The 26,108-nt window shown below is 58.7% G+C and carries 19 protein-coding genes; 14 read left to right on the plus strand and 5 right to left on the minus strand.

Going from position 1 to position 26,108, the window contains the following annotated elements; translation table 11 throughout:
• From F8N85_RS13285 to F8N85_RS13300, 4 genes are all read right to left on the minus strand, one after another.
• Entirely contained in the window at window positions 1-243 is a 243-nt protein-coding gene (locus F8N85_RS13285) for a MoaD/ThiS family protein (protein ID WP_150804054.1), read from the minus strand.
• Complete coding sequence (gene moaC / locus F8N85_RS13290; protein ID WP_150804055.1) at window positions 243-713, minus strand: cyclic pyranopterin monophosphate synthase MoaC; 471 nt, start codon at window positions 711-713, stop codon at window positions 243-245. The genes F8N85_RS13285 and moaC overlap by 1 nt, the downstream gene beginning before the upstream one ends.
• Window positions 714-977: 264 nt before the next feature.
• Window positions 978-2,372, minus strand: coding sequence for a PhoH family protein (locus tag F8N85_RS13295; protein WP_150804056.1), 1,395 nt, complete (start codon window positions 2,370-2,372; stop codon window positions 978-980).
• Between the two features lie 361 nt (window positions 2,373-2,733).
• On the minus strand, window positions 2,734-3,858 hold the full coding sequence (locus F8N85_RS13300) for a polysaccharide deacetylase family protein (RefSeq protein ID WP_150804057.1): 1,125 nt from the start codon (window positions 3,856-3,858) through the stop codon (window positions 2,734-2,736).
• A gap of 306 nt (window positions 3,859-4,164) precedes the next feature.
• On the opposite strand from F8N85_RS13300, the gene yaaA reads away from it, so the two are divergent.
• The 14 genes from yaaA to F8N85_RS13370 all read left to right on the plus strand — a co-directional run bounded on the left by yaaA (window position 4,165) and on the right by F8N85_RS13370 (window position 23,303).
• On the plus strand, window positions 4,165-4,944 hold the full coding sequence (gene yaaA, locus F8N85_RS13305; RefSeq protein WP_150804058.1) for a peroxide stress protein YaaA: 780 nt from the start codon (window positions 4,165-4,167) through the stop codon (window positions 4,942-4,944).
• A gap of 810 nt (window positions 4,945-5,754) precedes the next feature.
• Entirely contained in the window at window positions 5,755-7,071 is a 1,317-nt protein-coding gene (locus F8N85_RS13310) for a nucleotide sugar dehydrogenase (protein ID WP_150804059.1), read from the plus strand.
• Window positions 7,072-7,271: 200 nt separating this feature from the next.
• Window positions 7,272-8,753, plus strand: coding sequence for a mannuronan synthase (gene alg8, locus F8N85_RS13315; protein WP_412072490.1), 1,482 nt, complete (start codon window positions 7,272-7,274; stop codon window positions 8,751-8,753).
• Between the two features lie 47 nt (window positions 8,754-8,800).
• Window positions 8,801-9,973, plus strand: coding sequence for an alginate biosynthesis protein Alg44 (locus tag F8N85_RS13320; protein WP_150804103.1), 1,173 nt, complete (start codon window positions 8,801-8,803; stop codon window positions 9,971-9,973).
• Between the two features lie 87 nt (window positions 9,974-10,060).
• Window positions 10,061-11,482: an alginate biosynthesis TPR repeat lipoprotein AlgK gene (gene algK / locus F8N85_RS13325; RefSeq protein WP_224795685.1), complete on the plus strand. Its 1,422-nt coding sequence runs from the start codon at window positions 10,061-10,063 to the stop codon at window positions 11,480-11,482.
• The gene (locus F8N85_RS13330; RefSeq protein ID WP_150804062.1) at window positions 11,479-12,963 is read left to right on the plus strand and encodes an alginate export family protein; all 1,485 of its coding nucleotides are present in this window, start codon (window positions 11,479-11,481) and stop codon (window positions 12,961-12,963) included. Before algK ends, F8N85_RS13330 begins: the two co-directional genes overlap by 4 nt.
• Before the next feature lie 26 nt (window positions 12,964-12,989).
• Entirely contained in the window at window positions 12,990-14,567 is a 1,578-nt protein-coding gene (algG, locus tag F8N85_RS13335; RefSeq protein ID WP_150804063.1) for a mannuronan 5-epimerase AlgG, read from the plus strand.
• Window positions 14,568-14,578: 11 nt separating this feature from the next.
• Complete coding sequence (locus F8N85_RS13340) at window positions 14,579-16,027, plus strand: alginate O-acetyltransferase (protein WP_150804104.1); 1,449 nt, start codon at window positions 14,579-14,581, stop codon at window positions 16,025-16,027.
• 8 nt (window positions 16,028-16,035) lie between these two features.
• Complete coding sequence (locus F8N85_RS13345; protein ID WP_150804064.1) at window positions 16,036-17,169, plus strand: mannuronate-specific alginate lyase; 1,134 nt, start codon at window positions 16,036-16,038, stop codon at window positions 17,167-17,169.
• A 208-nt stretch (window positions 17,170-17,377) separates the two neighbouring features.
• The gene (locus F8N85_RS13350) at window positions 17,378-18,937 is read left to right on the plus strand and encodes an MBOAT family O-acyltransferase (RefSeq protein ID WP_150804065.1); all 1,560 of its coding nucleotides are present in this window, start codon (window positions 17,378-17,380) and stop codon (window positions 18,935-18,937) included.
• Window positions 18,938-18,948: 11 nt separating this feature from the next.
• Entirely contained in the window at window positions 18,949-20,124 is a 1,176-nt protein-coding gene (locus F8N85_RS13355; RefSeq protein ID WP_150804066.1) for an alginate O-acetyltransferase, read from the plus strand.
• Window positions 20,125-20,140: 16 nt separating this feature from the next.
• Window positions 20,141-20,794 carry an alginate O-acetyltransferase AlgF gene (locus F8N85_RS13360; protein WP_150804067.1) on the plus strand — a complete coding sequence of 218 codons (654 nt, stop codon included), beginning with the start codon at window positions 20,141-20,143 and terminating at the stop codon, window positions 20,792-20,794.
• A 224-nt stretch (window positions 20,795-21,018) separates the two neighbouring features.
• Complete coding sequence (locus F8N85_RS13365; RefSeq protein ID WP_150804068.1) at window positions 21,019-22,467, plus strand: mannose-1-phosphate guanylyltransferase/mannose-6-phosphate isomerase; 1,449 nt, start codon at window positions 21,019-21,021, stop codon at window positions 22,465-22,467.
• 560 nt (window positions 22,468-23,027) lie between these two features.
• Window positions 23,028-23,303, plus strand: coding sequence for a short-chain dehydrogenase (locus tag F8N85_RS13370; RefSeq protein ID WP_150804069.1), 276 nt, complete (start codon window positions 23,028-23,030; stop codon window positions 23,301-23,303).
• A gap of 52 nt (window positions 23,304-23,355) precedes the next feature.
• On the opposite strand, the gene F8N85_RS13375 is transcribed toward F8N85_RS13370, so the two are convergent.
• Window positions 23,356-26,079, minus strand: coding sequence for an RHS repeat domain-containing protein (locus F8N85_RS13375; protein ID WP_150804070.1), 2,724 nt, complete (start codon window positions 26,077-26,079; stop codon window positions 23,356-23,358).
• Between the last annotated feature and the right edge of the window lie 29 nt (window positions 26,080-26,108).

The following is a 26,108-nucleotide window of genomic DNA, read 5'->3' on the forward strand; positions in this document are numbered from 1 at the left end:
TCAGCCTCCGGTCACGGTGGGAAAAAATGCCACTTCATCGCCGTCGGCCAGTGGCTCGTCGAGCTGACACAGGTCTTCATTGCGCGCGCACATCAGATTCTGTTCACTCAACACCTCGGCGCCGTCACGCTGTGCCAACAGCACTCGCACATCATCGACCGAAGCGAAGTCGCCTTCGACCTTCAACGAGTCCACACCCAGCGCCTCGCGGTAGCGGGCAAAAAACTTCACCGTCACTTTCATTATTCGGATACCTGATAGTGGCCGCTCTTGCCGCCCAGTTTCTCCAGCAAGCGCACGTTCTCGATGATCATGCCGCGATCCACAGCCTTGCACATGTCGTAGATGGTCAGCGCGGCGACACTGGCGGCGGTCAGCGCTTCCATCTCGACACCGGTCTGCCCGGCCAGCTTGCAGCGGGCCACGATGCGCACCGCGTCCTCGCCTTCGGCGCTGAGTTCGACCTTGACGCTGGTCAGCAGCAACGGATGGCACAGCGGGATCAAATCTGAGGTTTTCTTCGCCGCCTGAATCCCGGCAATCCGCGCCACGGCGAACACATCACCCTTGGGGTGACCGCCGCTGACGATCATCTGCAGGGTTTCGGGGAGCATGCGCACAAGCGCTTCGGCCGTGGCTTCACGTGACGTCACGGCTTTTTCGGTGACGTCGACCATATTGGCGCGACCTTGGGAATCGAGATGAGTCAGCACAGGGTTACTCCTGATCAGGAGCGTCGATTGTAAACCTGCGGGTCAATTATTCGCACGTTTGATTGCAAGATCACCGCCGGCCCTATGTAGGAGCTGCCGCAGGCTGCGATCTTTTGATCTTCATCAATCTTGCCGACGCCAAAATATCGCAGGCTTCGCCAGCTCCTGCAAGATCAAAAGATCGCAGCCTGCGGCAGCTCCTACGGGGGATCGTCGTTTGTCAGAATGAAACCGGGCGGCTTTGGCCCGCCCGGTTCGCAGAGGTTACAAATGCGATTCGGCGTATTCGGCCAGAATCGAACGAGGCACTCCTTGCAGGGTGATATGCACCCCGTTGGGGAAGTCTTTGAAGCGTTCGGTCAGGTAGGTCAGCCCGGAACTGGTCGCGGACAGGTAAGGGGTGTCGATCTGCGCCAGGTTGCCCAGGCACACCACTTTGGAACCGGCACCGGCACGGGTGATGATGGTTTTCATCTGGTGCGGGGTGAGGTTCTGGCATTCATCGATCAGGATCAGACTCTGCTGGAAGCTGCGGCCTCGAATGTAGTTGAGGGATTTGAACTGCAACGGCACTTTGCTGAGGATGTAGTCGACACTGCCATGGGTGCTCTCGTCGTCCATGTGCAAGGCTTCGAGGTTGTCGGTGATGGCACCCAGCCAAGGCTCCATTTTTTCCGCTTCGGTGCCGGGCAGGAAGCCGATCTCCTGGTCCAGTCCCTGCACGCTACGAGTAGCGATGATCCGCCGATAGCGTTTGCTGACCATGGTCTGTTCGATCGCCGCGGCCAGTGCCAGGATGGTTTTACCGGACCCTGCTGCCCCGGACAGGTTGACCAGATGAATATCCGGATCGAGCAAGGCGTACAGCGCCAGGCTCTGATAGATGTCACGCGGTTTCAGGCCCCAGGCTTCCTGGTGCAACAGGGGTTCCTGGTGCAGGTCGAGAATCAGCAGCCGGTCTTCCTCGATCTCCTTGATCCAGCCGACAAACCCCTGTTCGTCGATGATGAACTCATTGATATGCACCGCCGGCAGGTTGTCGATCAACTGCACCTGATGCCAGGTGCGACCGTGGTCCTGACGGGTTTCGACATTCTTCACGCGGTCCCAGAAGGAGCCGTCCATGTTGTGATAACCATTAGGCAGCAGCGAGACGTCGTCAACCAGTTGGTCGGTGCTGTAGTCCTCGGCCGCGATCCCACAAGCCCGGGCCTTGAGGCGCATGTTGATGTCTTTGGTGACCAGCACCACGGGCAGTTTGGGTTCGCGCGCGTGCAGGTCGATCAACTGGTTGATGATGATGTTGTCGTTCAGATGCTCGGGCAGAATGATGTTAGGTTCGGCGCGTTTGCTCATCAGAATTGACAGCAAACCCTTGGGCCCGCTTTTGCCGCGCTGGATCGGCACACCCAGTTCAACGTCTTCAGGGCTGGCGTCGCCCAGGGTCTTGTCGATCAGGCGTATGGCCTGACGGCATTCCGCAGCCACGCTGTGATGCCCGCTCTTGAGCTTGTCGAGCTCTTCAAGCACGGTCATCGGGATCGCGACGTGGTGTTCTTCGAAGTTAAGCAGAGCGTTTGGATCGTGAATCAATACGTTGGTATCGAGTACATAAAGGATTGGCTGGTTGGAGGAAGAACTACGTCCGTGATCATCCATACTCGGTCACCTTTGTGGGAGCCAGTCGACGCAATACCGTGACAGTGCTGCGCCTCGAAGTGGCCACCGAATTCACCCCGCCCTACCTAAAAAGAGCAGGACTCAAGTGAACTGCACACAAGGGGTCTTGGAAGACGCCACCTGTGTTGCAGGTTTCGGCGGTCTGTCTTCGTAATACTCTAAAACCCATGACAGAAAAAAGTACTTTGACGTTTTTTTGAAGTTTATTTTTCAGAGTGACCAATAGCACTTGGCGGACTGCCATCACCCCGTTTAAAGTCGGAAGTCCGCCTGCAATGAAATCTTCGTAAAAATTTCTCTTTTCAGCCTTTCCCCCAGCATTTGCTGGCCTTTGGTCTTTTCAGCGAAAAGCGTCCTGGCAATCCTCCCAGCCGATCCCGCTTTGTGCGGTTTGGGTGATCAACCAAGGCATCGCGGTTTTTACCGCATCCTGTTTTACATTAAAATTGATCACTCCACGGCGCCACAGCAACATCAGGGTCAACACCCGCTCGCCACTCTGTTGAGCCTTGAGCTTGCCGCCTGCATCCTGTGGATCGATGTCCCACAAGGCCACCTGCAAACCCTGAGCCTTGAAAAAACCTTCGCCATCGGCGCGACGCTGGCCATAGGGCGGGCGAAACAGGGGTACGTAGTTCTCCGGCAGCTTGCCTTTGAGCAGTTCGACGCTGCGCTGGATCGAGTTTTGCCAGTCCTGCCAATGACTATGGGAGCGGTACTCCCAGCCCTGCACACCAACGCACTGCTGTGAGTACAGCGCTTGCAGATCGGCCACCGAGCGCTGGGTCAATCGCGTCTGAATATCGCTGCCCAGGACAAAAAAACTCCCGCTCAGGTTCGACTCGCGCAGGTACTCGGCGACCCTGGCGCTGTTATCCGGCGAGGCGGCGGCAGCGCTGTCGAAGGTCAGTAGAAACAGCCGGTCGTTGAGTTCGTCGCCGTTGCGCTCGTAGTCGCCAAAACGATCGATTTCGCTGCTGGTTTGCGGGAACAACGCCGCCTTGCGCAGCTGCTCGTCCAGATAGCGCTCATGGAACATCCGGCTCGGCTCGGCCCAGCGCGTGTAGTAGGAATCGGCCGCGACCTGAAACTTGCCGGCCTGATCGCGCAGACTGTCCAGGTCTTCGACCAGATAACAGAAAGACGCGTCCTGATCGCAGCTTTGCTGGGCGAAGTTGTAGTTGGCGAGCAAGCGCTGCCACATCCGTTGACGAACGCGATCGATCGACTCCAGATTGATCATCCGCAGCCCCAACCGCTGCTTCAACGCCGCCTCGTCCAGCGCCTCGCTGGCGAGCAAGGCGCGAGCGAAGGTGAGGATCTCCGCCCGCGACGCCACGTCGAACAGGGTCGGGCTGCTCAGCGGCTCCGGCCAGGTACTGCGGTCCAGCGTGGCGACGTCAGCTGGCGCGGCGATAGCGCCGAGGCTGAACAGCCAGGCCGAGAAAACGAAGGCGATACGCAAAGGGATGTCTCCATAACAAAACCCGCGGCGCACTATAGCTGATATGCGCCGCAGTTCCCTGTGGCGAGGGGGCTTGCCCCCGTTGGGCCGCGCAGCGGTCCTGAAATCAGCAACCTCATAGTGTCAGGTAAAACGCATCTGCTGAATTACGACTGCTGCGCAGCCGAACGGGAGCAAGCCCCCTCGCCACAGTAAGCCCCCTCGCCACAGGGGACCGTGCCCGCCGCCGATCACCTATGACCTTGATAGCTGGAGTCAACTCCGACAACCCCCTAGAATCCCCCGACGATTTCAGGAGACGACTTCATGCTGATGGTGATTTCCCCAGCCAAGACCCTCGATTACCAGTCCCCGCCGGTAACCCAGCGCTTTACTCAGCCGCAATACCTCGATCACTCACAGGAACTGATCCTGCAGTTACGCGAGCTGAGCCCGGCGCAGATCAGTGAGTTGATGCACGTCTCCGACAAGATCGGCGGGCTCAACGCCGCGCGTTTTGGCAGCTGGACCCCGGGCTTCAACCAGGACAACGCCAAGCAGGCACTGCTGGCGTTCAAAGGCGACGTGTATACCGGCATGAATGCCGAAACCTTCAGCGAGGCGGATTTCGCTTACGCCCAGCAACACTTGCGCCTGCTGTCGGGCCTGTACGGCCTGTTGCGCCCACTGGACCTGATGCAACCGTATCGACTGGAGATGGGCACCAAACTGGCCAATGCCCGTGGCAAGGATTTGTATGCCTTCTGGGGTACCCGGATCAGCGAGTGGCTGAACGAAGCCCTCGCCGAGCAAGGCGATGACCTGTTGCTCAACCTGGCGTCCAACGAATACTTCTCGGCGGTCAAGCGCTCGTCGCTGAATGCGCGAATTATCAACACCGAGTTCAAGGACCTGAAAAACGGTCAGTACAAAATCATCAGCTTCTACGCGAAAAAGGCCCGGGGCATGATGAGCCGCTTCGTTATTCAAGAGCGGATCAACGACCCCGCCGCACTCAAGCAATTTGATGCGCAGGGTTACCGCTTCAGTGCCGAACAGTCGAAACCCGACACCCTGGTTTTTCTGCGCGACCACGCCGCCGAATAACGCACTCTTTCGGCGCACGTCATTTTCAGGCACGTGCGCCGACCGCTATTCCCCTCCGATTTCCCCTACCGAATACGCCATTTTTTTGGCGTCAAAAATACCTCTTAATCATTTTGAACTTTTCATTCGCTCGATATATGTCACTTTTTTTCGTAGTGGCACATATTTTTTTTGAGGATAGTGGCATATACCCATCCAAAGCGATTCATCCCCCGTTAATAAAGGGCCATATGGCCGATGATATCAATTTGAAAGCGGTGCCATCTTTGGCAATATTTCAAGAGATTTCAGATTTCAGGATGGGCGGGCAGGAACTATGTCCAGATGAGTCGTTCATACCACCGGTAACGATTATCTTTGGGAACGTACGAGATAACTTACGTAGCAAGGCGATCACCGTAGCGAAGTTGTCACATGAACTTCGACACTCTGATCCCTGGTGTGGAATAAACGTGAAGGACGGGAGATAAGGCAACATCACTATCCCCTATAAGGCCATGGCCGCGCCCCTATAATTGCGCTCACCTGAGTGCATAACCACTTGATTTTAATGGCTTTAAGTCAATTATCGAGTGCGAGAAATTCTTTGCACGAATGTCTTCCCCAGGAAGACCGGCTGCATATCAGGGCAGGTCATAACAATAAGGCCAAGTTTCGCACACCTTGAGTGCTTTATTTAGACACTCGGAACTTAGTATGCCTGCACACGGCCTGTGGCGCCTTACGGTCACACTTTCGAGTGCACTATGACCGCTGAACATCATTAATTCCGGCCATCTAATGGCGTAATAAATTACAGAGGTAAATGCGATGCGCATCAGCATATTTGGTTTGGGTTACGTCGGTGCAGTCTGTGCCGGCTGCTTGTCTGCACGAGGCCATGAGGTCGTTGGCGTAGACATCTCCAAAGACAAGATTGACCTGATCAACGCCGGCAAATCACCGATCGTTGAACCGGGTCTGGGCGAGCTGCTGACCCAGGGCATCGAGACCGGTCGTCTGCGTGGCACCACCAACTTCGCCGAAGCGATTCGTGACACCGACCTGTCGATGATTTGCGTCGGGACGCCAAGCAAGAAAAACGGCGACCTGGAACTCAACTACATCGAAGCGGTATGCCGCGAGATCGGTTTTGTTCTGCGTGACAAGACCACCCGCCACACCATCGTGGTTCGCAGCACCGTATTGCCGGGCACCGTGAAGAACGTGGTGATCCCGATCCTCGAAGACTGCTCCGGGAAGAAAGCCGGCGTCGACTTCGGTGTCGCGGTCAACCCTGAGTTCCTGCGTGAAAGCACCGCGATCGCTGACTACGATCTGCCACCGATGACTGTGATCGGCGAGTTCGACACCGCCTCCGGTGATGTTCTGCAATCGCTGTACGAAGAGCTCGACGCGCCGATCATCCGCAAGGACATCGAAGTCGCCGAGATGATCAAGTACACCTGCAACGTCTGGCATGCGACCAAAGTGACCTTCGCCAACGAGATCGGCAACATCGCCAAAGCGGTCGGTGTCGACGGTCGCGAAGTGATGGAAGTGGTCTGCCAGGACAAGACGCTCAACCTGTCCCAGTACTACATGCGTCCAGGCTTTGCATTCGGCGGCTCTTGCCTGCCAAAGGACGTCCGTGCCCTGACCTATCGCGCCAGCACCCTGGACGTCGATGCGCCGCTGCTCAACTCGCTGATGCGCAGCAACGTGTCTCAGGTGCAGAACGCCTTCGACATCGTTTCCAGCCACGACAAACGCAAAGTCGCCCTGCTGGGCTTGAGCTTCAAGGCCGGCACCGATGACCTGCGCGAAAGCCCGCTGGTAGAGCTGGCGGAAATGCTGATCGGCAAAGGCTACGACCTGAGCATCTACGACAGCAACGTCGAATATGCCCGCGTCCACGGTGCGAACAAGGATTACATCGAGTCGAAGATCCCTCACGTCTCGTCCTTGCTCAACTCGGACTTCGACGAAGTGATCGGCAACTCCGACGTGATCATCCTCGGCAACCGCGACGAGAAGTTCCGCGCCCTGGCCGAGAACGCACCTGCCGGCAAGCAAGTGGTCGACCTGGTCGGCTTCATGTCCCAGGCCACCAGTGTCAGTGGCCGGACCGAAGGCATCTGCTGGTAACGCTGCATCCGCGTAGGAGCTACCGCAGGCTGCGATCTTTTGATCTTTGGCGCCTGTAAAGACGCCAAAGATCGCAGGCTTCGCCAGCTCCTACAGGATTACTGGCGTCACCCGAAACGGGTGTCGCCAGTTTTCGTCGACTGCCTTAACCCCATCGGGCCACCCTACTGGCTCGCCCGAGATCGAGACGGATGCAGATTATGCACAGGCTAAAGCACGGCCTACTTCAGGCCGCCGGTTGGCTGTTTTACCTAAGTTTATTGTTGGGCATCGCTGCGGCGTTGCCTACGTCCACATTCGACGCCGAGTCGAAGGACTTCATTTTCCTGATTGGCGTCGTGGGCATCTGGCGCTACTCCATGGGGGCCACGCACTTTCTGCGCGGCATGCTGTTTCTGTACGTGGTCTATCCGCACCTGCGGCGCAAAGTGCGCAAGCTCGGCAAGGCGTCCGACCCGTCCCATGTGTTCCTGATGGTCACCAGCTTTCGTATCGATGCGCTGACCACCGCGCAGGTCTACAGCTCGGTCATCCGTGAAGCCATCGAATGTGGTTTCCCGACCACTGTGGTCTGCTCGCTGGTGGAAATGTCCGATGAGCTGCTGGTCAAGAGCCTCTGGGCAAAATTGAACCCGCCAGCCCACGTGAAGCTCGACTTCGTGCGAATCGCCGGGACCGGCAAACGCGACGGCCTGGCCTTCGGTTTCCGTGCCATCTCCCGCCACCTGCCGGATGACCGCGCAGTGGTTGCAGTGATCGATGGCGACACCGTGCTGGCTCCGGGCGTGGTGCGTAAAACCGTGCCGTGGTTCCAGCTGTTCGGCAATGTCGGCGGCCTGACCACCAACGAGTTCTGCGAAGTGCGCGGCGGCTACATCATGAGCGAGTGGCACAAACTGCGCTTCGCCCAGCGTCACATCAACATGTGCTCGATGGCACTGTCCAAGCGCGTGCTGACCATGACCGGCCGCATGTCGGTGTTTCGCGCCACTGTGGTCACCGACCCGGACTTCATCGCCGACGTTGAAAGCGACTCGCTGCAACACTGGCGCCTGGGTCGCTTCAAGTTCCTCACCGGCGATGACAAGTCGAGCTGGTTCAGCCTGATGCGCCTGGGTTACGACACCTTCTACGTGCCGGACGCAGCGATCAATACCGTTGAACACCCGCCGGAAAAAAGCTTCATCAAGGCCAGCCGCAAGCTGATGTTCCGCTGGTACGGCAACAACCTTCGGCAGAACTCCCGGGCCCTGGGCCTGGGCATGAAGCGTCTCGGTTTGTTCACCTCGGTGGTGCTGTTCGACCAACGCGTGTCGATGTGGACTTCCCTGCTCGGGCTGACGGTCGCGATCATCGCCAGCTTCAAATACGGCATGGCCTTCATCCTCGTGTACCTGCTGTGGATCGGCATCACCCGGTTGATTCTGACCCTGCTGCTGTCCTGCTCGGGGCACAAGATCGGCCCGGCCTATCCGATCATTCTCTATTACAACCAGATCGTCGGCGCGCTGGTGAAAATCTACGTGTTCTTCCGCCTCGATCAACAGTCCTGGACTCGCCAGGACACCAAACTGACCCGTGATCTCGCCAGCTTTCAACGTTGGTTCAACACTTGGTCGTCTCGGACCATGACCTTCTCCGCCGGCAGCATTTTCGTCGCCGTGCTGCTGATGATGGTCTGACCCTGCCTCGCCTGAATTAACTAGGAATTACATCGATGAACAGCCCAATCAATACCGCCCCAAACTCCAACGTGGTGCATGAATCCGAAGCCCAGCGCCAGCACGCCCGGGTCAAAATCCCGGCCAAGCTGCGCTTCGTCGACAGCGCCGGTGCTGCCATGATCGCGCGGGTCGAAGACCTGTCCGCCGGCGGCCTGAGCTTTAACGCAGGGCCACAAAAGGACCTGAAGATCGGCGCGGTACACAAGGCTCGCCTGCAATTCGTCATCGACAACCTGGGCCTGGCCATGGACGTCGAGCTGCAGGTCCGCTCTTACGATCGTCAGTCCGGCCGCACCGGTTGCCAGTTCCAGAGACTGGACCAGCAAGACATCTCCACCCTGCGCCACCTGATCACCTCGCACCTGAGCGGTGACATCGTCACCATGGGCGAAGTGCTCGCCACCCTGCAGCGCGACAACTTCACCAAGGCGCGCAAGGTCAAGGACGGCGGCCATGGCATGACCGCCCTGGGCCGCATGCGTGCGGTGACCTTCAGCCTGGCGATTTTCCTCGTTGGCCTGACCGCCTTCGGGTTCATCTTCAAGTCGGTCTATGGCATGTACTTCGTCAGCCACGCCCAGGCCGGACTGGTCAGCGTGCCGGCGATGAACGTCACCATGCCCCGCGACGGTACCGTGCAAAGCCTGATCCAGACTGACGGCGTCGCCGCCAAAGGCGCACCGCTGGCGACTTTCAGCACCAGCATGCTCGACGTGCTCAAGGGCCATCTGACCGAAGACCAGTTGCAGCCGTCCAAGGTTGAAGAACTGTTCGGCAAGCAAATGACCGGCACCCTGACTTCGCCCTGTGATTGCACCGTGGCGCGCCAGGTCATTGCCGACGGCCAGTACGCCAGCAAGGGCGACGTGATCTTCGAACTGGTGCCGCGTAACAGTGAGGCCAACGTTGAAGCACGCTTCTCCTATCGCCAGTTCGGCGACGTGCGCCCAGGTACCCCGGTGAACTTCCAGGTGGCCGGTGAAGACCAGATTCGCCGCGGCCAGATCGTCAGCAGCTCCAGCCTGAACAGCAACGACCTGTCGTCCGACATCCGCGTGAAAATCAAGCCCGATGCTCCGCTGGACAGCACGTTGGCCGGTAGCCCGGTTGAAGTGAGCAGCGATCGCGGCCCATCCCTGAACTGGCTGATCGATAAAGCCACGGCCGCCGGTCTTTAAGCGGAGGACATGCCTATGACTAGCCTACCCAATGACGAGTGCTACGCACTCGATCGCGAGCAAGCTCGCTCCTACAAGAGCGACGCAATGACCTGTGGGAGCGAGCTTGCTCGCGATCGGTCGCGTAGCGGCCGCACCTACCTGTGTGCGCTAGCATTGGCAGTCAGCCTGGCCGGTTGCGCCGGTCTGCCCGATCAGCGTCTGGCCAATGAAGCCATGAAGCGTGGCGACACTACACTGGCGGCGCAAAACTACCAGCAGCTGGCAGACCTGGGCTACAGCGATGCACAGGTTGGTCTGGCTGATATCCAGGTGGATAGCAACGACCCGGCGCAGATGAAAAAGGCCGAAGCGACTTATCGCTCGGCCGTCGACAGCTCGCCACGGGCTCAAGCCCGTCTCGGTCGCCTGCTGATGGCCAAGCCCGGTGCCAGCGAGGCCGAACACCACGAAGCCGAAGGCCTGCTGAAAAAAGCCTTCGCCAATGGTGAAGGCAACACGCTGATTCCGCTGGCGATGCTCTACCTGCAATACCCGCACAGCTTCCCGAACGTCAACGCCCAGCAACAGATCAGCCAATGGCGCACTGCCGGTTACCCTGAAGCGGGTCTGGCCCAGGTGCTGCTCTATCGCACCCAGGGCACCTACGACCAGAACCTGGGCGAAATCGAAACCATCTGCAAGGCGGCGCTGCACACCACCGACATCTGCTACGTCGAGCTGGCCACCGTCTACCAGAAAAACGCCAAGCCAGAACAACAGGCCGAGCTGCTCAAACAGCTGCAAGCCGGTTACAGCGCTGGCACGGTTTCGGCACAGCGGGTGGACAGCGTCGCTCGGGTCCTCGGTGATGCCACGCTCGGCACCCCCGACGAAAAAACCGCGCAGTCCCTGCTCGAACAAATCGCTCCGGTCTACCCCGCTTCCTGGGTCAGCCTGGCGCAACTGCTCTACGACTTCCCCGAACTGGGCGATGTCGACAAGATGATGAAGTATCTGGACAACGGCCGCGCCGCCGACCAGCCGCGCGCCGAACTGCTGCTGGGCAAACTCTACTACGAAGGTAAATGGGTCCCGGCCGACGCCAAACAGGCGCAAGCGCATTTCCAAAAAGCAGTCGGTCGGGAAGTCGCCGCCGATTACTACCTGGGCCAGATCTATCGCCGTGGCTACCTCGGCCAGGTCTACCCGGACAAAGCCCTGACGCACTTGCTGACTGCCGCCCGCAATGGCCAGAACAGTGCCGACTTTGCCATCGCCCAGTTGTTCTCCCAAGGCAAAGGCACCCGACCTAACCCGGTCAATGCCTATGTCTTCAGCCAACTGGCCAAGGCCCAGAACACCCCGCAAGCCACTGAGCTTGCACAAACACTCGAAGCCCAACTACCGCCTGCCCAACGTGCCGAGGCCCAACGCCTGTTGCAACAAGAGCAGGCCATGCGTAGCGGTTTGAGCAAGGACACGCTGGACCTGCACGCCCTGCAAGAAGACGGCGAGGAATCCCTATGAAGTTGAATCCATTTGTGCAAGCTGGCATTGGCCTGGGCTTCGCCCTGTTGTGGTCGTGCCCGACGCTGGCCGCCCTGACTGACGAGAAGAACTACGGCCTTGACGTGAAAGTCACCGGCCAATCGGAAGATGACCGCGACCTCGGCACCCAAAAGGGCGGCGACGTCAACGGCGTCGGCCTCGACCTGCGTCCCTGGGTCTACGGCGAAAGCGGCAGCTGGAGCGCCTATGCCATGGGCCAGGCCGTGACCTCGACCGACATCATCGAGACCGACACCCTGCAACAGCCCGACAGCGACGGCACCCAGGCCACCGACAACGGTGATCGCAAGAGCAAAAAGAACTACCTGGCGATGCGCGAATTCTGGGTCGGCTACAGCGGCCTGACGCCTTACCCTGGCGAGATACTGAAACTCGGCCGCCAACGCCTGCACAACGACGATGGTCAATGGCGTGACACCAACATCGAAGCCCTGGCCTGGACCTTCGACACCACCTTGTTGAAAGCCAACGCCGGTGTCGCCGAACGCTTCAGCGAATACCGCACCGACCTGACCGAGCTGTCGCCCAAAGACAAGGATCGCCTGCACGTCTTCGGCGATATCTCGACTCAGTGGACACCCGGCAATTGGGTCGGCGTGCGCGGCCATCACACCCATGATGACGGCAAGCTCGACTATCCGACGCCTGATGTAGCCGCCGACTCGCTGGACAAGAAAGAGAACGGCGACCTGACCTGGCTCGGCCTGGAAGCCAACAGCGACGCCTACAACTATCGCAATACCAACACCGTCAATTACTGGGGCAGCGTCACCGGCATGTCCGGCGACCGCGACACCGTCAACCAGCTGGCTGCCGATGGCTCCGCCCCGGCACAAGCCAAAAGCAGTGGCAGCGTCGACGGCTGGGCCACTGATATGGGCCTGCGTCTGCGCCTTGATCCGAACTGGCAAGTCGGTGGGGCTTACGCCCGTGCCAGTGCCGATTACGAGCAGAACGGTCTGGAAAGCAACCGCTCGAGCTACACCGGCACTCGCTCGCGGGTTCACCGTTTCGGCGAGGCCTTCCGTGGCGAAATGAGCAACATGCAATCCGCCACCCTGTTTGGCTCCTGGATGCAGAACGACGAGTACGACGCCAGCCTGGTCTACCACAAGTTCTGGCGCGTCGATGGCAACAAGCAGGTCGGCAGCAACGGCATCAACGCTGTGCAGAATGACGAAGACAGCACCACCGGCGTGGCTTCGACCATGGCCCTGCCGTTGGAAGACGGCAAGAAAGACCTTGGTCAGGAAGTGGATCTGGTGGTCACCAAGTACTTCAAGCAAGGCCTGCTGCCGGCCGGCTTGAGCCAGTCGATCGATGAACCTGCGGCGCTGGTGCGTTTGCGTGGCGGCGTGTTCAAGCCCGGCGATGCCTATGGCAAAGACGTCGATTCGTACATGCATCGTGCCTTTGTCGATGTCGTCTGGAAGTTCTGATGCGAGCTGCCAAAGGAGTGCGTGAGATGAACAGTCAAGCCATCAAGGGCTCGATCAGCCTGTTGGCCGGCGCACTGCTGCTGGCCAGTGCGGCAGCCTTCGCCAGCGTCGAACCGGTGAGCAAGCCGGCGACGGTGTCCAAGGGGCTCCAACAAGCCAATACCTACACTGTCACCAGCGCGCCGATCGAGCCGCTGGAGCTGGCCAAACCGAAACTGCCCGACCTCTCCGGCTACACCGCCGAGGCCGTGGCGGCAAAGATCGTGCGCAGCAAAGCCGGCAAGGTCAGTGTCCGGCGGATGATGCAGGAGAATGCGCTGAAGGACTTTATCGGCGGCGATAACAAGATGGCCGAGTGGGTGGTGCGTCAGCACGGTATCCCTCAGGCGATCTTTATCGACGACGGTTATATCAACCTCAAGGACCTGAGCAAGAAGCTGCCCAAGCAGTACTTCAGCGAGACCTCGCCGGGTGTGTTCCTGGCGAAGCTGCCGATCGTGGTCGGCAACAAAGGCATCCTTGAAATCGACAAACAGACGCAAGAGCTGCGCCTGTCCCAGGAAGCCGGTTCGTTCCTGGTCAACGATGGCCAGCTGTTCGTGCGTGATACCAAAATCACCGGCTGGCGCGAAAAGGAAAACGCTCCGGCGACCTTCCGTTCACCGAAAGAATTCCGGCCGTTCCTGCTGTCCTGGGGAGGCACCGAGACCTACATCGTCAACAGCAAAATGGCCAGCTTCGGCTATGCCAACAGTAAGTCCTACGGTGTGAGTATTTCCCAGTACACGCCGAGCATGGCCAAGGTGCTCAAGCGCGCTGAACCGACCGGCTGGATTATCGGTTCGGAGTTCTCGGACATGTGGTACGGCTTCTACTGCTACGAAACCACAGGCTTCGTGGTCAAGGGCAATACCTACCGCGACAACATCGTCTACGGCATCGACCCCCATGACCGTTCCCATGGCCTGATCATCGCCGACAACACGGTGTACGGGACCAAGAAGAAGCACGGGATCATTATTTCCCGTGAGGTCAACGACAGCTTCATCTTCAACAACCGCAGCTACGAGAACAAGTTGTCAGGCCTGGTGATCGACCGTAACAGCATTAACAACCTGATCGCCGACAACGAGATTTACCGCAACGAGACCGACGGCATCACGCTCTATGAGAGCGGCAACAACCTGCTGTGGGGCAACAAGGTGATCAGCAACAAGCGCCACGGCATCCGTGTGCGTAACAGCGTGAACATTCGCCTGTACGAAAACATCTCCATGAACAACGGCCTGACCGGTGTGTTCGGGCACATCAAAGACTTGACCGATACCGACCGCGATATCCATCTCGATCCGTTCGACACCCAGGTCTCGCTGATTCTGGTGGGCGGTGAACTCGCCGCCAACGGCAGCGGCCCGCTGTCCATCGACTCGCCGCTGAGCGTCGAGTTGTACCGGGTATCGATGCTTGCTCCGACCAAATCCAGCGGGATCAGCTTCTCGGGGATTCTCGGCGAGCGCCAGAATGAAATTCTCGACCTGCTGGTTCGCCAGCAGAAAGCCGTGCTGATCGACCCTGTCGAAAACCAGACCGATATGCAGGACTGAGGATGACCTTTATGCACCCACACTTGATCAAACTACTCAGCCTTTCGGGCCTGGCCGCGGCGATTTTTGCCGCCAGCGCAGGCGCACGTGCCGATGACGCCCAGGCGCCGAACTTCACGGCCGAGCCATGCTGCAACCTGTGCCCGGAAGCGCACGACGCGAAGAACTACACCTCGCGCTATCAACAGAACTTCACCACGCTGGTGCAGGCTCAGGGCGACTGGTTGTTCCGGACCCAGGAAGACCTGCGTACCGAGTTCGACACCACGCCCGCCGGCTACAAGCGCATGAAGCAACTGCACGATGCGTTCAAGAGCAAAGGCGTTGAGCTGGTGGTGGTTTACCAGCCGACCCGTGGCCTGGTGAACCGCAACAAGCTGAACCCGGAAGACAAGGCCAAATTCGATTTCGACAAGGCGCTGCGCAACTACAAAACCATGCTCGGGCGTTTCGCCGCCATGGGTTATGTGGTGCCGGACCTGACGCCGCTGACGAATGAGCAATTGCCCGACGAAACGTCTGCCCACGACTTCTACTTCCGTGGCGATCAGCACTGGACCCCTTATGGCGCCCAGCGTACAGCGAAAATCGTCGGTGAAAAGGTCAAGCAGATTCCGGCCTTCGCGGACATTCCCAAGCGCGAATTCGAGTCCCATAAGTCAGGTCGCATGGGCAAGACTGGAACGTTACACAACATGGCTGGTCAACTCTGTGGCACTAGCTACGCGATCCAGTACATGGATCAATTCACCACCGAGCCAAAAGGCGAAGCGGCCGATGGCGATCTGTTCGGCGAATCCGGAAATCCGGAGATCACCTTGGTCGGTACCAGCCACAGTGGCAAGAACTACAACTTCGCCGGTTTCCTGGAAGAAGCCATCGGCGCCGACATTCTCAACGTGGCATTCCCCGGCGGTGGCCTGGAAGGTTCGATGCTGCAGTACCTGGGCAGCGAAGAGTTCCAGAAAAAGCCACCGAAAATTCTCATCTGGGAATTCTCACCACTTTATCGCCTCGATCAGGAAACCACCTATCGGCAGATGATGGCGCTGCTCGACAACGGCTGCGAAGGCAAAGAAGCACTGATGAGCGCCAGCACCACCCTCAAGCCCGGCAAGAACGAGCTGATGGTCAACAGCAAGAACATGGACCTGCGTAACAGCACTCATCAGGTCGACATCCGCTTCGCCGATCCGTCGGTGAAAACCATGCAAGCCACCCTCTGGTACATGAACGGGCGCCATGAGGACATCAAGATCGACAAACCGGAAACATCCGACACCGACGGGCGTTTCGCCTTTGAACTGCGCACTGACGAAGATTGGGCCTCGCAGACCCTGCTGGCCGTAGAGGTCCAGGGTCCGGAAGCGGGTGCCACCGCGCAGAAAGTCGAAGCGAAAGTATGCAAACGCAACGTGTTCCCAAGCGCTGAGCAACGTACCGCTCAGGCAGGGCAATGAGGTTACCAATGCACACTGGAACTCGAACACTGACGATGAAAAAACTGCTGGCGCCGACGCTGCTGGGGCTGGCGATTTTCGCCGGCACCGCACAGGCCGCCGCACCACTGCGCCCGCCTCAGGGCTACTACGCGCCAGTGGAGAAATTCAAGACCGGTGACAAGGCTGAAAGCTGCGACAGCATGCCGACGCCCTACACCCAGAAACTGCAATTTCGCAGCAAATACGAAGGCTCCGACAAGGCCCGTTCGACGCTCAATACCGCATCGGAAAAAGCCTTCCGTGACGCCACCGCCGACATCACCAAACTGGAGCGTGGCATCAGCAAACAGGTGATGCAGTTCATGCGCGATGGCCGTCCGGAACAGCTTGAGTGCACCCTGGGCTGGTTGACGGGTTGGGCCAAGGCCGATGCGCTGATGTCCAAGGACTTCAACCATACCGGCATGTCGATGCGCAAATGGGCACTGGGCAGCATGGCCGCGTCCTATGTTCGCTTGAAGTTCTCTGACAGCCATCCGTTGGCGAACCACCCGCAAGAGTCGCAACTGATTGAAGCCTGGTTTAGCAAAATGGCCGATCAGGTGGTCAGTGACTGGGACAACCTGCCGTTGGAAAAAACCAACAACCATTCGTACTGGGCAGCCTGGTCAGTCATGGCCACTGCGGTCGCCACCGATCGCCGCGAGCTGTTCGACTGGGCAGTGAAGGAATACAAAGTCGCCGCCAACCAGGTCGACGCCGACGGTTTCCTGCCTAACGAGCTCAAGCGTCAGAAGCGCGCCCTCGCCTATCACAACTACGCCCTGCCACCGCTGGCGATGATCGCCAGCTTTGCTCAGGCCAATGGTTTGGATGTGCGTCCGGAAAACAACGGTGCGCTGAAACGCCTGGGTGACCGAGTGCTGGCCGGGGTCGAGGATCCTGACGAGTTCGAAGACAAGAACGGTGAAGAACAGGACATGACCGACCTCAAGGTCGACTCGAAATTCGCCTGGCTCGAACCCTTCTGCAGCCTCTACACCTGCCCGGCCGATGTGCTTGAACGCAAACGCGAGATGCAACCGTTCAAGACTTTCCGTCTCGGTGGTGACTTGACCAAGGTCTATGACCCGTCGCATGAGAAAGGCAAGGGTTCTTAAGTAATCGCATAACCCCTGTAGGAGCGAGCTTGCTCGCGAATGATGCACCGCGGTGCAACTGAAGGACCGCGTCATCGTTCTTCGCGAGCAACCTCGCTCCCACAGGGGATTGCGGACTGATTCAAATGCAATACAACCGCCCGGTTTTTCGCGGGGGGGTTTGGGGGGGCTGCGGCCCTTAACTGTTGGATAAACACGGAGAGTCGGGATGGTTTTTTCATCCAATGTGTTCCTGTTTCTGTTCTTGCCGATCTTTCTCGGCTTGTACTATTTGAGCGGGCAACGCTATCGCAATCTGCTGCTGCTGATTGCCAGCTACATGTTCTACGCCTGGTGGCGAATAGACTTCCTGGCGCTGTTCATGGCCGTCACCCTGTGGAACTACTGGATCGGCCTGAAAGTCGGAGCTGCCGGAGTTCGCACCAAACCTGCGCAACGCTGGCTGTTGCTCGGCGTGGTGGTGGATTTGTGCATCCTCGGCTACTTCAAGTACGCCAACTTCGGCGTCGACAGCATCAACGCGATGATGACGTCGGTCGGTCTGTCGCCGTTCATCCTGACCCACGTGCTGTTGCCGATCGGGATCTCGTTCTACATCTTCGAGTCCATCAGCTACATCATCGACGTCTACCGCGGCGACACCCCGGCTACCCGCAACCTGATCGACTTTGCGGCGTTCGTGGCGATCTTCCCGCACTTGATTGCCGGCCCCGTATTGCGTTTCCGCGACCTGGCCGATCAGTTCAACAACCGCACCCACACCCTCGACAAGTTCTCCGAAGGTGCCACGCGGTTTATGCAGGGCTTCATCAAGAAGGTCTTCATCGCCGATACCCTGGCGGTCGTGGCCGACCATTGCTTCGCCTTGCAGAACCCGACTACCGGGGATGCCTGGCTCGGCGCGCTGGCCTACACCGCGCAGCTGTACTTCGACTTCTCCGGCTACAGCGACATGGCCATCGGCCTGGGCTTGATGATGGGTTTCCGCTTCATGGAAAACTTCAAGCAGCCGTACATCAGCCAATCGATCACCGAGTTCTGGCGTCGCTGGCACATCAGCCTGTCCACCTGGCTGCGTGACTACCTGTACATCACCCTGGGCGGTAATCGCAAAGGCACGCTGACCACCTACCGCAACCTGTTCCTGACCATGTTGCTCGGCGGTCTGTGGCACGGCGCGAACATCACCTACATCATCTGGGGTGCCTGGCACGGCATGTGGCTGGCGATTGAAAAGGCCCTGGGCCTGAACACCTCGCCGTACAGCTTCAACCCGATCCGCTGGGCGCTGACCTTCCTGCTGGTAGTGATGGGCTGGGTGATCTTCCGTTCGGAAAACCTGCACGTCGCCGGTCGCATGTATGGCGCCATGTTCAGCTTCAACGAATGGTCGCTGTCGGAACTCAACGCCGCGAGCCTCACCGGCCTGCAAATCGCGACCCTGGTGCTGGCTTACGCAACCCTGGCGTTCTTTGGCCTGCGGGACTTCTACAGCAACCGGCCAAAAGCCAAGCCTGCCGTGGACACCGAAGCCAATGGCCCGGCCACCGCGCAACCTGGCCTGATCAAAGCCGTACCGGGTGATGCCGCAGACAGCATTCACCAGCCGGGCTACACCGTCGGCACCGATGCAACGGTGCAACCTGCTTATTGGGTTGCCGATTGGCCGCGCTACGCAATGCGCGCCCTGGTACTGCTGCTGTTCGTCGCATCGATTCTCAAACTCTCGGCGCAAAGCTTCTCGCCGTTCCTTTACTTCCAGTTCTGAGGGAGCCGACCATGACCCGCTCATTACGCATCCTCTATGTCGTCCTGTTTATGGCCGTGCTGCTCGCCTTGGGCGTCTGGTCGACGCGCAGTTTCTTCGGCTTCAGCACCACGGCCGAAACCACGGTGCTCAACGGTCGCTGGACCAAGGCCGTCGAGACTCACTACGACGAAGAGTTCCCGATCAAGCGTCTGGGAACCAACCTCTGGGCGGCGCTGGATTTCAAGCTGTTCAACGAAGGTCGTCCGGGCGTAGTGCTCGGTCGCGATCAATGGTTGTACAGCGATGAGGAATTCAACCCGATCGTCAACGAAGACCAGAACCTGCAAGGCAACTACGCGCTGGTCGAAGGCGTGCGTCAGGCACTCAAAGAGCGCGGCGTGAAACTGGTGATGGCAATTGTTCCGGCCAAGGTGCGCCTGTACCCGGAACACATGAGCGATGTGCTTCCTGCCAGCATCCACGCCGATCTGTACCAGGACTTCCACGCCCATGTCGCGGCGAACAAGATCCTCGCTCCCGACCTGCTCGGCCCGATGCAACAGGCCAAGCAAAGCGGTGAGCAAGTGTTCTTGCGCACTGACACTCACTGGACTCCAACCGGCGCCGACATCGCAGCCAAGCAATTGGCCGCGGCGATTGCCGAGAAAACCCCACTCAATGGCGAGCCGCAGCGCTTCGTGACCGAAGCCGAGAAAACCGAACAGCACAAAGGCGACCTGACACTGTTCCTGCCGCTGGACCCGCTGTTCAACAACCTGATGCCGCCACAAGAACCACTGGAAAAACGCACCACGCGAGTGGCTGAAGACCAGCCTGCCGGTGACGACGCCTTGTTCGCCGACAGCGAAGTCCCGGTGGCACTGATCGGCACCAGCTACAGCGCCAACCCTAACTGGAACTTTGTCGGTGCCTTGAAAGAGGCCCTGCAAAGCGACGTGGTGAATTACTCGGAAGACGGCCACGGCCCGATTCTGCCCATGCTCAGCTACCTGAAAAGCGCTGCCTTCAAAGACAGTCCGCCACAAGTGCTGATCTGGGAATTCCCGGAACGTTATCTGCCCGTAAACAACGAAATCGGCGATGCCGACCCACAGTGGGTCGCTGCACTCAAAGAAGCCGGTACGCGCCAACAAAACCTGGCTACAAACACCAAATCCGAGACGCCCGATCGGGCGCAAAACTGAAAGAGAGGTACTACACATGACTTTCACGACTACTCCTCGTCGTCTCGCCAAGACCTTCGCCCTCGTTGCCGGCGTCAGCCTGTTGTCGATGCAAGCCTTTGCCGGTGACGCCGCGCTCTACGGCCCGACTGCACCAAAAGGCTCGAGCTTCGTACGTATCTACAACGCCAGCAACCAGGAAGTCAGCGCCACGGTTGGCACCACCAACCTCAGCGAAGTCGCTCCGCTTGCCAGCAGTGACTTCAGTTTCATGCCTGGCGGTGACTACAGCGCCAAGGTCGGCAGCCAGACCCTGCCGGTGAAACTGGCCGGCGACCACTACTACACCCTGGTCAATAACGCCGGCGGCAAGCCACAACTGATCGAAGAGCCACCGTTCAAAAACAAGCAGAAATCCCTGGTACGCGTACAGAACCTCAGCGACAAACCGCTGACCCTGAAAACCGCCGATGGCAAAACCGAAGTGATTCCGACCGTGGCCGCCAAAGGCCGTGGCGAGCGTGAAATCAACCCGGTGAAAGTCAGCTTCGCCCTCTATGAAGGCGAGAAGAAAGTCGGCGAAGTGAAACCAGTCGCCCTGGAACGTGGTGAAGCCGCCGTGCTCTACGTCACCGGCAGCGGCAGCAGCCTGTCGCCAGTCTGGGTAAAACGCCCGGTTTCGACGCGCTAATCAATTTTGTCGAGTAGCCCGATGAACTGACACCGATCCCGTAGGAGCTGCCGCAGGCTGCGATCTTTTGATCTTTGGCGTCATTGAAAACGCCAAAAGATCGCAGGCTTCGCCAGCGCCTACAGGGATTCGGGTTGTCCGGGTTATCCGACACGGAACAAGAACAAGAGTGAAACGACAGAACGCAGTAGCTCTGACCCAATCGATTTTCAAGGAGTAACAATATGATTCCGGTGATCTTGTCAGGTGGTAGTGGCTCACGTCTTTGGCCGCTTTCGCGTAAACAATTCCCCAAGCAGTTCCTCGCCCTGACGGGCGAACACACGCTGTTCCAGCAAACTCTCGAGCGCCTGGTGTTCGACGGTATGGACACACCGATCGTGGTCTGCAACAAGGAACACCGCTTCATCGTCAACGAGCAACTGAACGCCCGTAACCTCGACACCCAGCGCATCCTGATGGAACCGTTCGGCCGCAACACTGCGCCGGCCGTGGCCCTGACCGCGATGATGCTGGTCAACGAAGGCCGCGATGAGTTGATGCTGGTACTGCCGGCTGACCACGTCATCGAAGACCAGAAAGCCCTGCAACGCGCCCTGGCCCTGGCCACCGTGGCTGCGGAGAATGGCGAAATGGTGCTGTTCGGCGTACCGGCGACCAAACCGGAAACCGGCTATGGCTATATCAAGTCGACCAACGATTCACTGCTGCCCGAAGGCGTCAGCCGCGTGTCGCACTTCGTCGAAAAACCTGACGTGAAACGCGCCACCGAGTTCGTTAACGCCGGTGGTTATTTCTGGAACAGCGGCATGTTCCTGTTCCGCGCCAGCCGCTTCCTCGAAGAGCTGAAAAAGCACGACCCGGACATCTACGACACCTGCCTGCTGACTCTGGAGCGTAGCGTGCAGGATGTCGACACCGTCGACATTGACTCCGCCACCTTCGCCTGCTGCCCGGACAACTCCATCGACTACGCCGTGATGGAAAAAACCCAGCGCGCCTGCGTCGTACCACTGACTGCTGGCTGGAGCGATGTCGGTTGCTGGTCGTCGCTGTGGGAAGTCAACGAGAAAGACGCCAATGGCAACGTCACCAAAGGCGATGTGGTCATCCAGGACAGCAAAAACTGCATGATCCATGGCAACGGCAAACTGGTGTCGGTGATCGGCCTGGAAAACATCGTCGTGGTCGAAACCAAGGACGCCATGATGATTGCCCACAAGGACAAGGTCCAGGGCGTCAAACAGATGGTCAACACCCTCAACGAGCAAGGCCGCAGCGAAACCCAGAACCACTGCGAAGTCTACCGGCCATGGGGCTCCTACGACTCGGTGGACATGGGCGGACGCTTCCAGGTCAAGCGCATCTCGGTCAAACCGGGCGCGTGCCTGTCCTTGCAGATGCACCACCACCGCGCCGAACACTGGATCGTGGTCAGCGGCACCGCCGAAGTGACCTGCGACGAGAACGTGTTCCTGCTGACTGAAAACCAGTCGACCTACATCCCGATCGCCTCGGTTCACCGCTTGCGCAACCCGGGCAAGATCTCGCTGGAAATCATCGAAGTGCAATCGGGTAGCTATTTGGGTGAGGACGATATCGAGCGGTTTGAAGATATCTACGGTCGCACCCCGGTCGAACGCGGCGTCTCGGTGAAAACCATCGCGCAGTGATTGATCGGTAATACCGCTAAATTAAAAGCCCTCGTCCAACCGACTGCGTTCCCTATCCGCAGTCGGTGGGGCGGGGGCTTTTTTTGGTCCGGTGTCTCGTCCTGCCTGCTTGTATTGGCCGGCTCGCCGCCTATCGCGAGCAAGCTCGCTCCCACACATGGACCATGTCGTGAATCAACTTTATACACATCACAAATCTAATGTGGGAGCGACGGTGCGGAGATCCGACTTGCTCGCGATGGGGCCGGAAATTTCATCGCTGGTTTTCCGCCAAGTCCCGATTGACCACCTCCCCCACACTGCCTATCCTCGCGCCTGTCACGACTAATTCGTGATGGGGTTTGACGGCTCCGCATTTTCTCTCAAGACGCGCATTGTTCTTCTATCTTTGCTCGAGCACTCCCGTGCCCGCCGCATGGCTTTAATGGCAACTGTGCGTGGGGCACCTTCGGGTGCGCCGGGTGCCTTGAGAGACCGGTCCGTCAACCTGCGTACAGTTGCCACCCAATTTCGTTTGACGGCGATCCAGTGGCAGCTCTTTTTCTCGAGGAGCAATACCCATGACCGACCGCATCGCCCTGACCAGCAACGACTGCGACATCCCCACCCTGTTCATCGACACCCACGCGCCACTGGACGAACTTCACGCCAGCGCCGCGCACCGCATCCTCGCCGTCACGCAAATGATGGAAAGCCTCGCCAGCATGGACATCCGCAACGCCAACCCCGCCAACCTCCAGCAAATCGCCCACGCCGCCGCGCTATTACTGCGCGATGGCTGTGATGTGATGGATGTGTTGGGGCGCAGGATTCGCGGGAACGGGCTTTTGGCCTGACAGCGCTACGGGAAGGCTGCTGCTTGATCGCCGTCACGCATAAGCGTGACGTCTAAAGCCCGCTTACCCAATTTCGAAACCGTGTCAGTAACCCCGGATTGATTGCCGGTAACAAAATCTGACCTGATCTGAGGTCGCGTAGTTTATGGCTACTCGTGTCGCCTGCGAGTTGGAGGCCAACCACTGTCACCTTGCGACCTTCGGACTCCACTGAATGGATTTCTTTCACTTTTAGCAACGTCAACGGTTTGATCAGGAGGTGATCCGCAAGAAAAGCAGTGGCTGCCACTTTCTTCGGTATTTGGCCATCAAACACCATCAGTACCCTTTGCTGGTCAGCCTGGGCATCGGGCTTATGGTCGGCCCAGCTTTCGAGCCAACTGATGACGCTATGAGGTACTACGCTTGCCGACATATAACCTTGGTCGGCCACGATACTCCCTACCTTAATACTATGACCGAAAACTCCTGCAGCTACCCTCATGGCTCGATAGGCCTCTCCTTGATAATCCGGAAGGGTTTCTACTTCCGAGTTAAAGGTTGCCACGATGTTCTTGATGTCGGCCTCTGAGGTTTCCATACCCCGCAAAAAGTAATTAATTTGGTCGGAGACCCCATTCCCACCTTCTGCGTACTCGTCCAGCCCCGGTAAGTCTTGGCTTTGTGCGGCTAACTGCTCAATTCTTCTGCCCATCAATGCGCGTTCCTGGTCATGAAGTACACGTAGTTGACCGTCATTTGGACGATTAAAGATCTCGATCAGATTGGTAACCTCTGATGATTGAGCACTGGAGCGGCTCCAAGGCCATCTGGTTAGCCCGCCCTGATCGATGAAGTTAATGGGGTGATTGTTAACAAAACCATAAAAGTTCAAACCATCAACATCTCCCGCCGGGTCCGGATTAACCCACCTTTGCAACCACGGCACGTAATACCTGAAACCATAATAATAAAGCCCCGTCGCATCCCGCACCTTGCCCGAATAGCGCACGGTTTTATAACTCGCCTCGACTTCCCCCCTGCCGGCAAACCACGCGGTACTGCCAAAGGGGTGATAACGCTCCTGGCTAATCACCTCGCCCGCGCTGTCGAGTTCCAAGGTGCAGGAGCCTAGATGATCGGCGACGCTGTACCGATACTGGTTATTGGCAAGGTCTTTGGGCGGCTCCGTCTCCCAGTGCAACACCCGCACACTGCTTCTACCGGCTTGGGCGACGAGCACATGGAGCACTTCACCGGTGCCGCTGTGGCTGCGAATTTCCAGACCCGGCAAGTAACGAACTTCAGCGTTCAGCGTGCGGGCATTGCTTTGGGTCGAGCGAATTTTGCGCCGGCGCATTCCGTCCGCGCCGTAGACATACCATTCGCTGTCGTTGAGACCAGAGTCGCGCGCTACCGGTCGCACGTCCTTTAACTGGTTTCGCAGGTCCCAACTCAGCGCCTGCCCCGGTTGCAGCTTCAGCAGATTGCCGTTGGCGTCGAAAGCGGCGGCAACATCTTCTTCTCTCGGTGGCAGGCCATTATGCTCGGGCAGGCAGCGGTTGCTGTGCCTGGCGGCGGTCAGGGTGCGGCCATGCTGTTGCGGGCCTTCGTGGGTCAGCTCCAACAGATTGCCGCCCTCGTCATAGCGGTAGGTCTGGCGGTAATTGGCGCGCGGCGCAGGATCGTTGAAACCGGAAAAGTGCGGGCCTTTATTCGGTCCTCCCGCCTCCCAACCCGTGGCTTCGATCAGCTGGTAGAGGCTGTCATAGACATAGCGGCTGATTGGGTCAATGCGCTGGTTGGCGAAGTAACGAATCGGTTGCGCCTTGTCTTCAATGCTCAGCACAGTGCCGACCGGGTCATAGTCATATCGCAAGTCTTGCAGGGATTTACTGTCGCGCTTGGCCCGCAGCCGGATCAGGCGACCGTCTTCGGGACGATACTCAAGGGTGGTGATGACGCCATTGCCCGCGGTTTCCCGCTCGGTCTGGCCGTGGGCGTTGAATTGGATGGCACTGACCAGGAGTTGTCGAGTGGGCTGACCTTTCAATTGCAGATGAGATTCGCATAACTGGCCGCCGACAGTCTGGCTGAAGAACTGCCGATTGCCTTTGGTGTCGGTCCGCTCAAGCACATCGCCCGGTGGATTGAAGCGCGACCGGGTCATTGCACCTTCGCCGTTGCGCTCTTCCAAAGGCACGGGCCAGTCGTGCGAGCCCAGCATGCGTAGAAAATGCTGAATCTGCTCCAGCAGCGCCCCGGTCAAACCAAAGATTTCATACTGCTGCGTACCGGCCGGGTCATCGTGGCGAATCAATTGCCCGCATTGGTTGCGGTCGGCGAAGACAGGATCAGCAGTGCCGTACAGATAACGCTCCGTACAGGAGAAAACCTCATCGAGGGCCTGCTCGAACACCGCCTGCGGCCGCAGCAGCGTGTCGTACTCCATCCGCCGCTGACTGCCCCGGCCATCCCAGTGGTGCATCAGTTGATCTGTTTCGCCCAACAGACTGATGCGCAACCCGGCATCAACGCTGATCGTGCTCAGCACCTTGCCGGAAAGGGAATACATTGAGGCGAGGTTGGCCGGGGCCGAAGCGTCGCGGAACAGTCGCGGATCCCATTGGGCGATGGCGCGCCCCGCCGGGTCACGGGCCGTGCGGTTGATTCGCGCTTCGGCCGGTCCACCTTCTGCACTGCGGCAGTAACCCACCGAACGCACTGTCAGGCCACGCGGGTCAGTGGCTGTCAGCGTCGGGGTGCGGCTGTGTAATGTCAGTGTCCGAGCCAGCATGGTCTGTGGTCATCCTTGTGCGTCAAAAC

The sequence above is a fragment of the Pseudomonas fluorescens genome, assembly GCF_902497875.1.
In the GTDB taxonomy this organism is placed as follows: domain Bacteria; phylum Pseudomonadota; class Gammaproteobacteria; order Pseudomonadales; family Pseudomonadaceae; genus Aquipseudomonas; species Aquipseudomonas fluorescens_BR.

Bases quoted from the DNA above. Each gene is read 5' to 3' on its own strand.
- F8N85_RS13340 (WP_150804104.1), top strand. From the start codon at position 14,579: ATGCACCCACACTTGATCAAACTACTCAGCCTTTCGGGCCTGGCCGCG.
- algG (WP_150804063.1), top strand. From the start codon at position 12,990: ATGAACAGTCAAGCCATCAAGGGCTCGATCAGCCTGTTGGCCGGCGCA.
- F8N85_RS13370 (WP_150804069.1), top strand. From the start codon at position 23,028: ATGACCGACCGCATCGCCCTGACCAGCAACGACTGCGACATCCCCACC.
- F8N85_RS13365 (WP_150804068.1), top strand. From the start codon at position 21,019: ATGATTCCGGTGATCTTGTCAGGTGGTAGTGGCTCACGTCTTTGGCCG.
- F8N85_RS13350 (WP_150804065.1), top strand. From the start codon at position 17,378: ATGGTTTTTTCATCCAATGTGTTCCTGTTTCTGTTCTTGCCGATCTTT.
- algK (WP_224795685.1), top strand. From the start codon at position 10,061: ATGACCTGTGGGAGCGAGCTTGCTCGCGATCGGTCGCGTAGCGGCCGC.
- yaaA (WP_150804058.1), top strand. From the start codon at position 4,165: ATGCTGATGGTGATTTCCCCAGCCAAGACCCTCGATTACCAGTCCCCG.
- alg8 (WP_412072490.1), top strand. From the start codon at position 7,272: ATGCACAGGCTAAAGCACGGCCTACTTCAGGCCGCCGGTTGGCTGTTT.
- F8N85_RS13295 (WP_150804056.1), bottom strand. From the start codon at position 2,372: ATGGATGATCACGGACGTAGTTCTTCCTCCAACCAGCCAATCCTTTAT.
- F8N85_RS13345 (WP_150804064.1), top strand. From the start codon at position 16,036: ATGCACACTGGAACTCGAACACTGACGATGAAAAAACTGCTGGCGCCG.
- F8N85_RS13355 (WP_150804066.1), top strand. From the start codon at position 18,949: ATGACCCGCTCATTACGCATCCTCTATGTCGTCCTGTTTATGGCCGTG.
- F8N85_RS13375 (WP_150804070.1), bottom strand. From the start codon at position 26,079: ATGCTGGCTCGGACACTGACATTACACAGCCGCACCCCGACGCTGACA.
- F8N85_RS13285 (WP_150804054.1), bottom strand. From the start codon at position 243: ATGAAAGTGACGGTGAAGTTTTTTGCCCGCTACCGCGAGGCGCTGGGT.
- F8N85_RS13330 (WP_150804062.1), top strand. From the start codon at position 11,479: ATGAAGTTGAATCCATTTGTGCAAGCTGGCATTGGCCTGGGCTTCGCC.
- F8N85_RS13310 (WP_150804059.1), top strand. From the start codon at position 5,755: ATGCGCATCAGCATATTTGGTTTGGGTTACGTCGGTGCAGTCTGTGCC.
- F8N85_RS13360 (WP_150804067.1), top strand. From the start codon at position 20,141: ATGACTTTCACGACTACTCCTCGTCGTCTCGCCAAGACCTTCGCCCTC.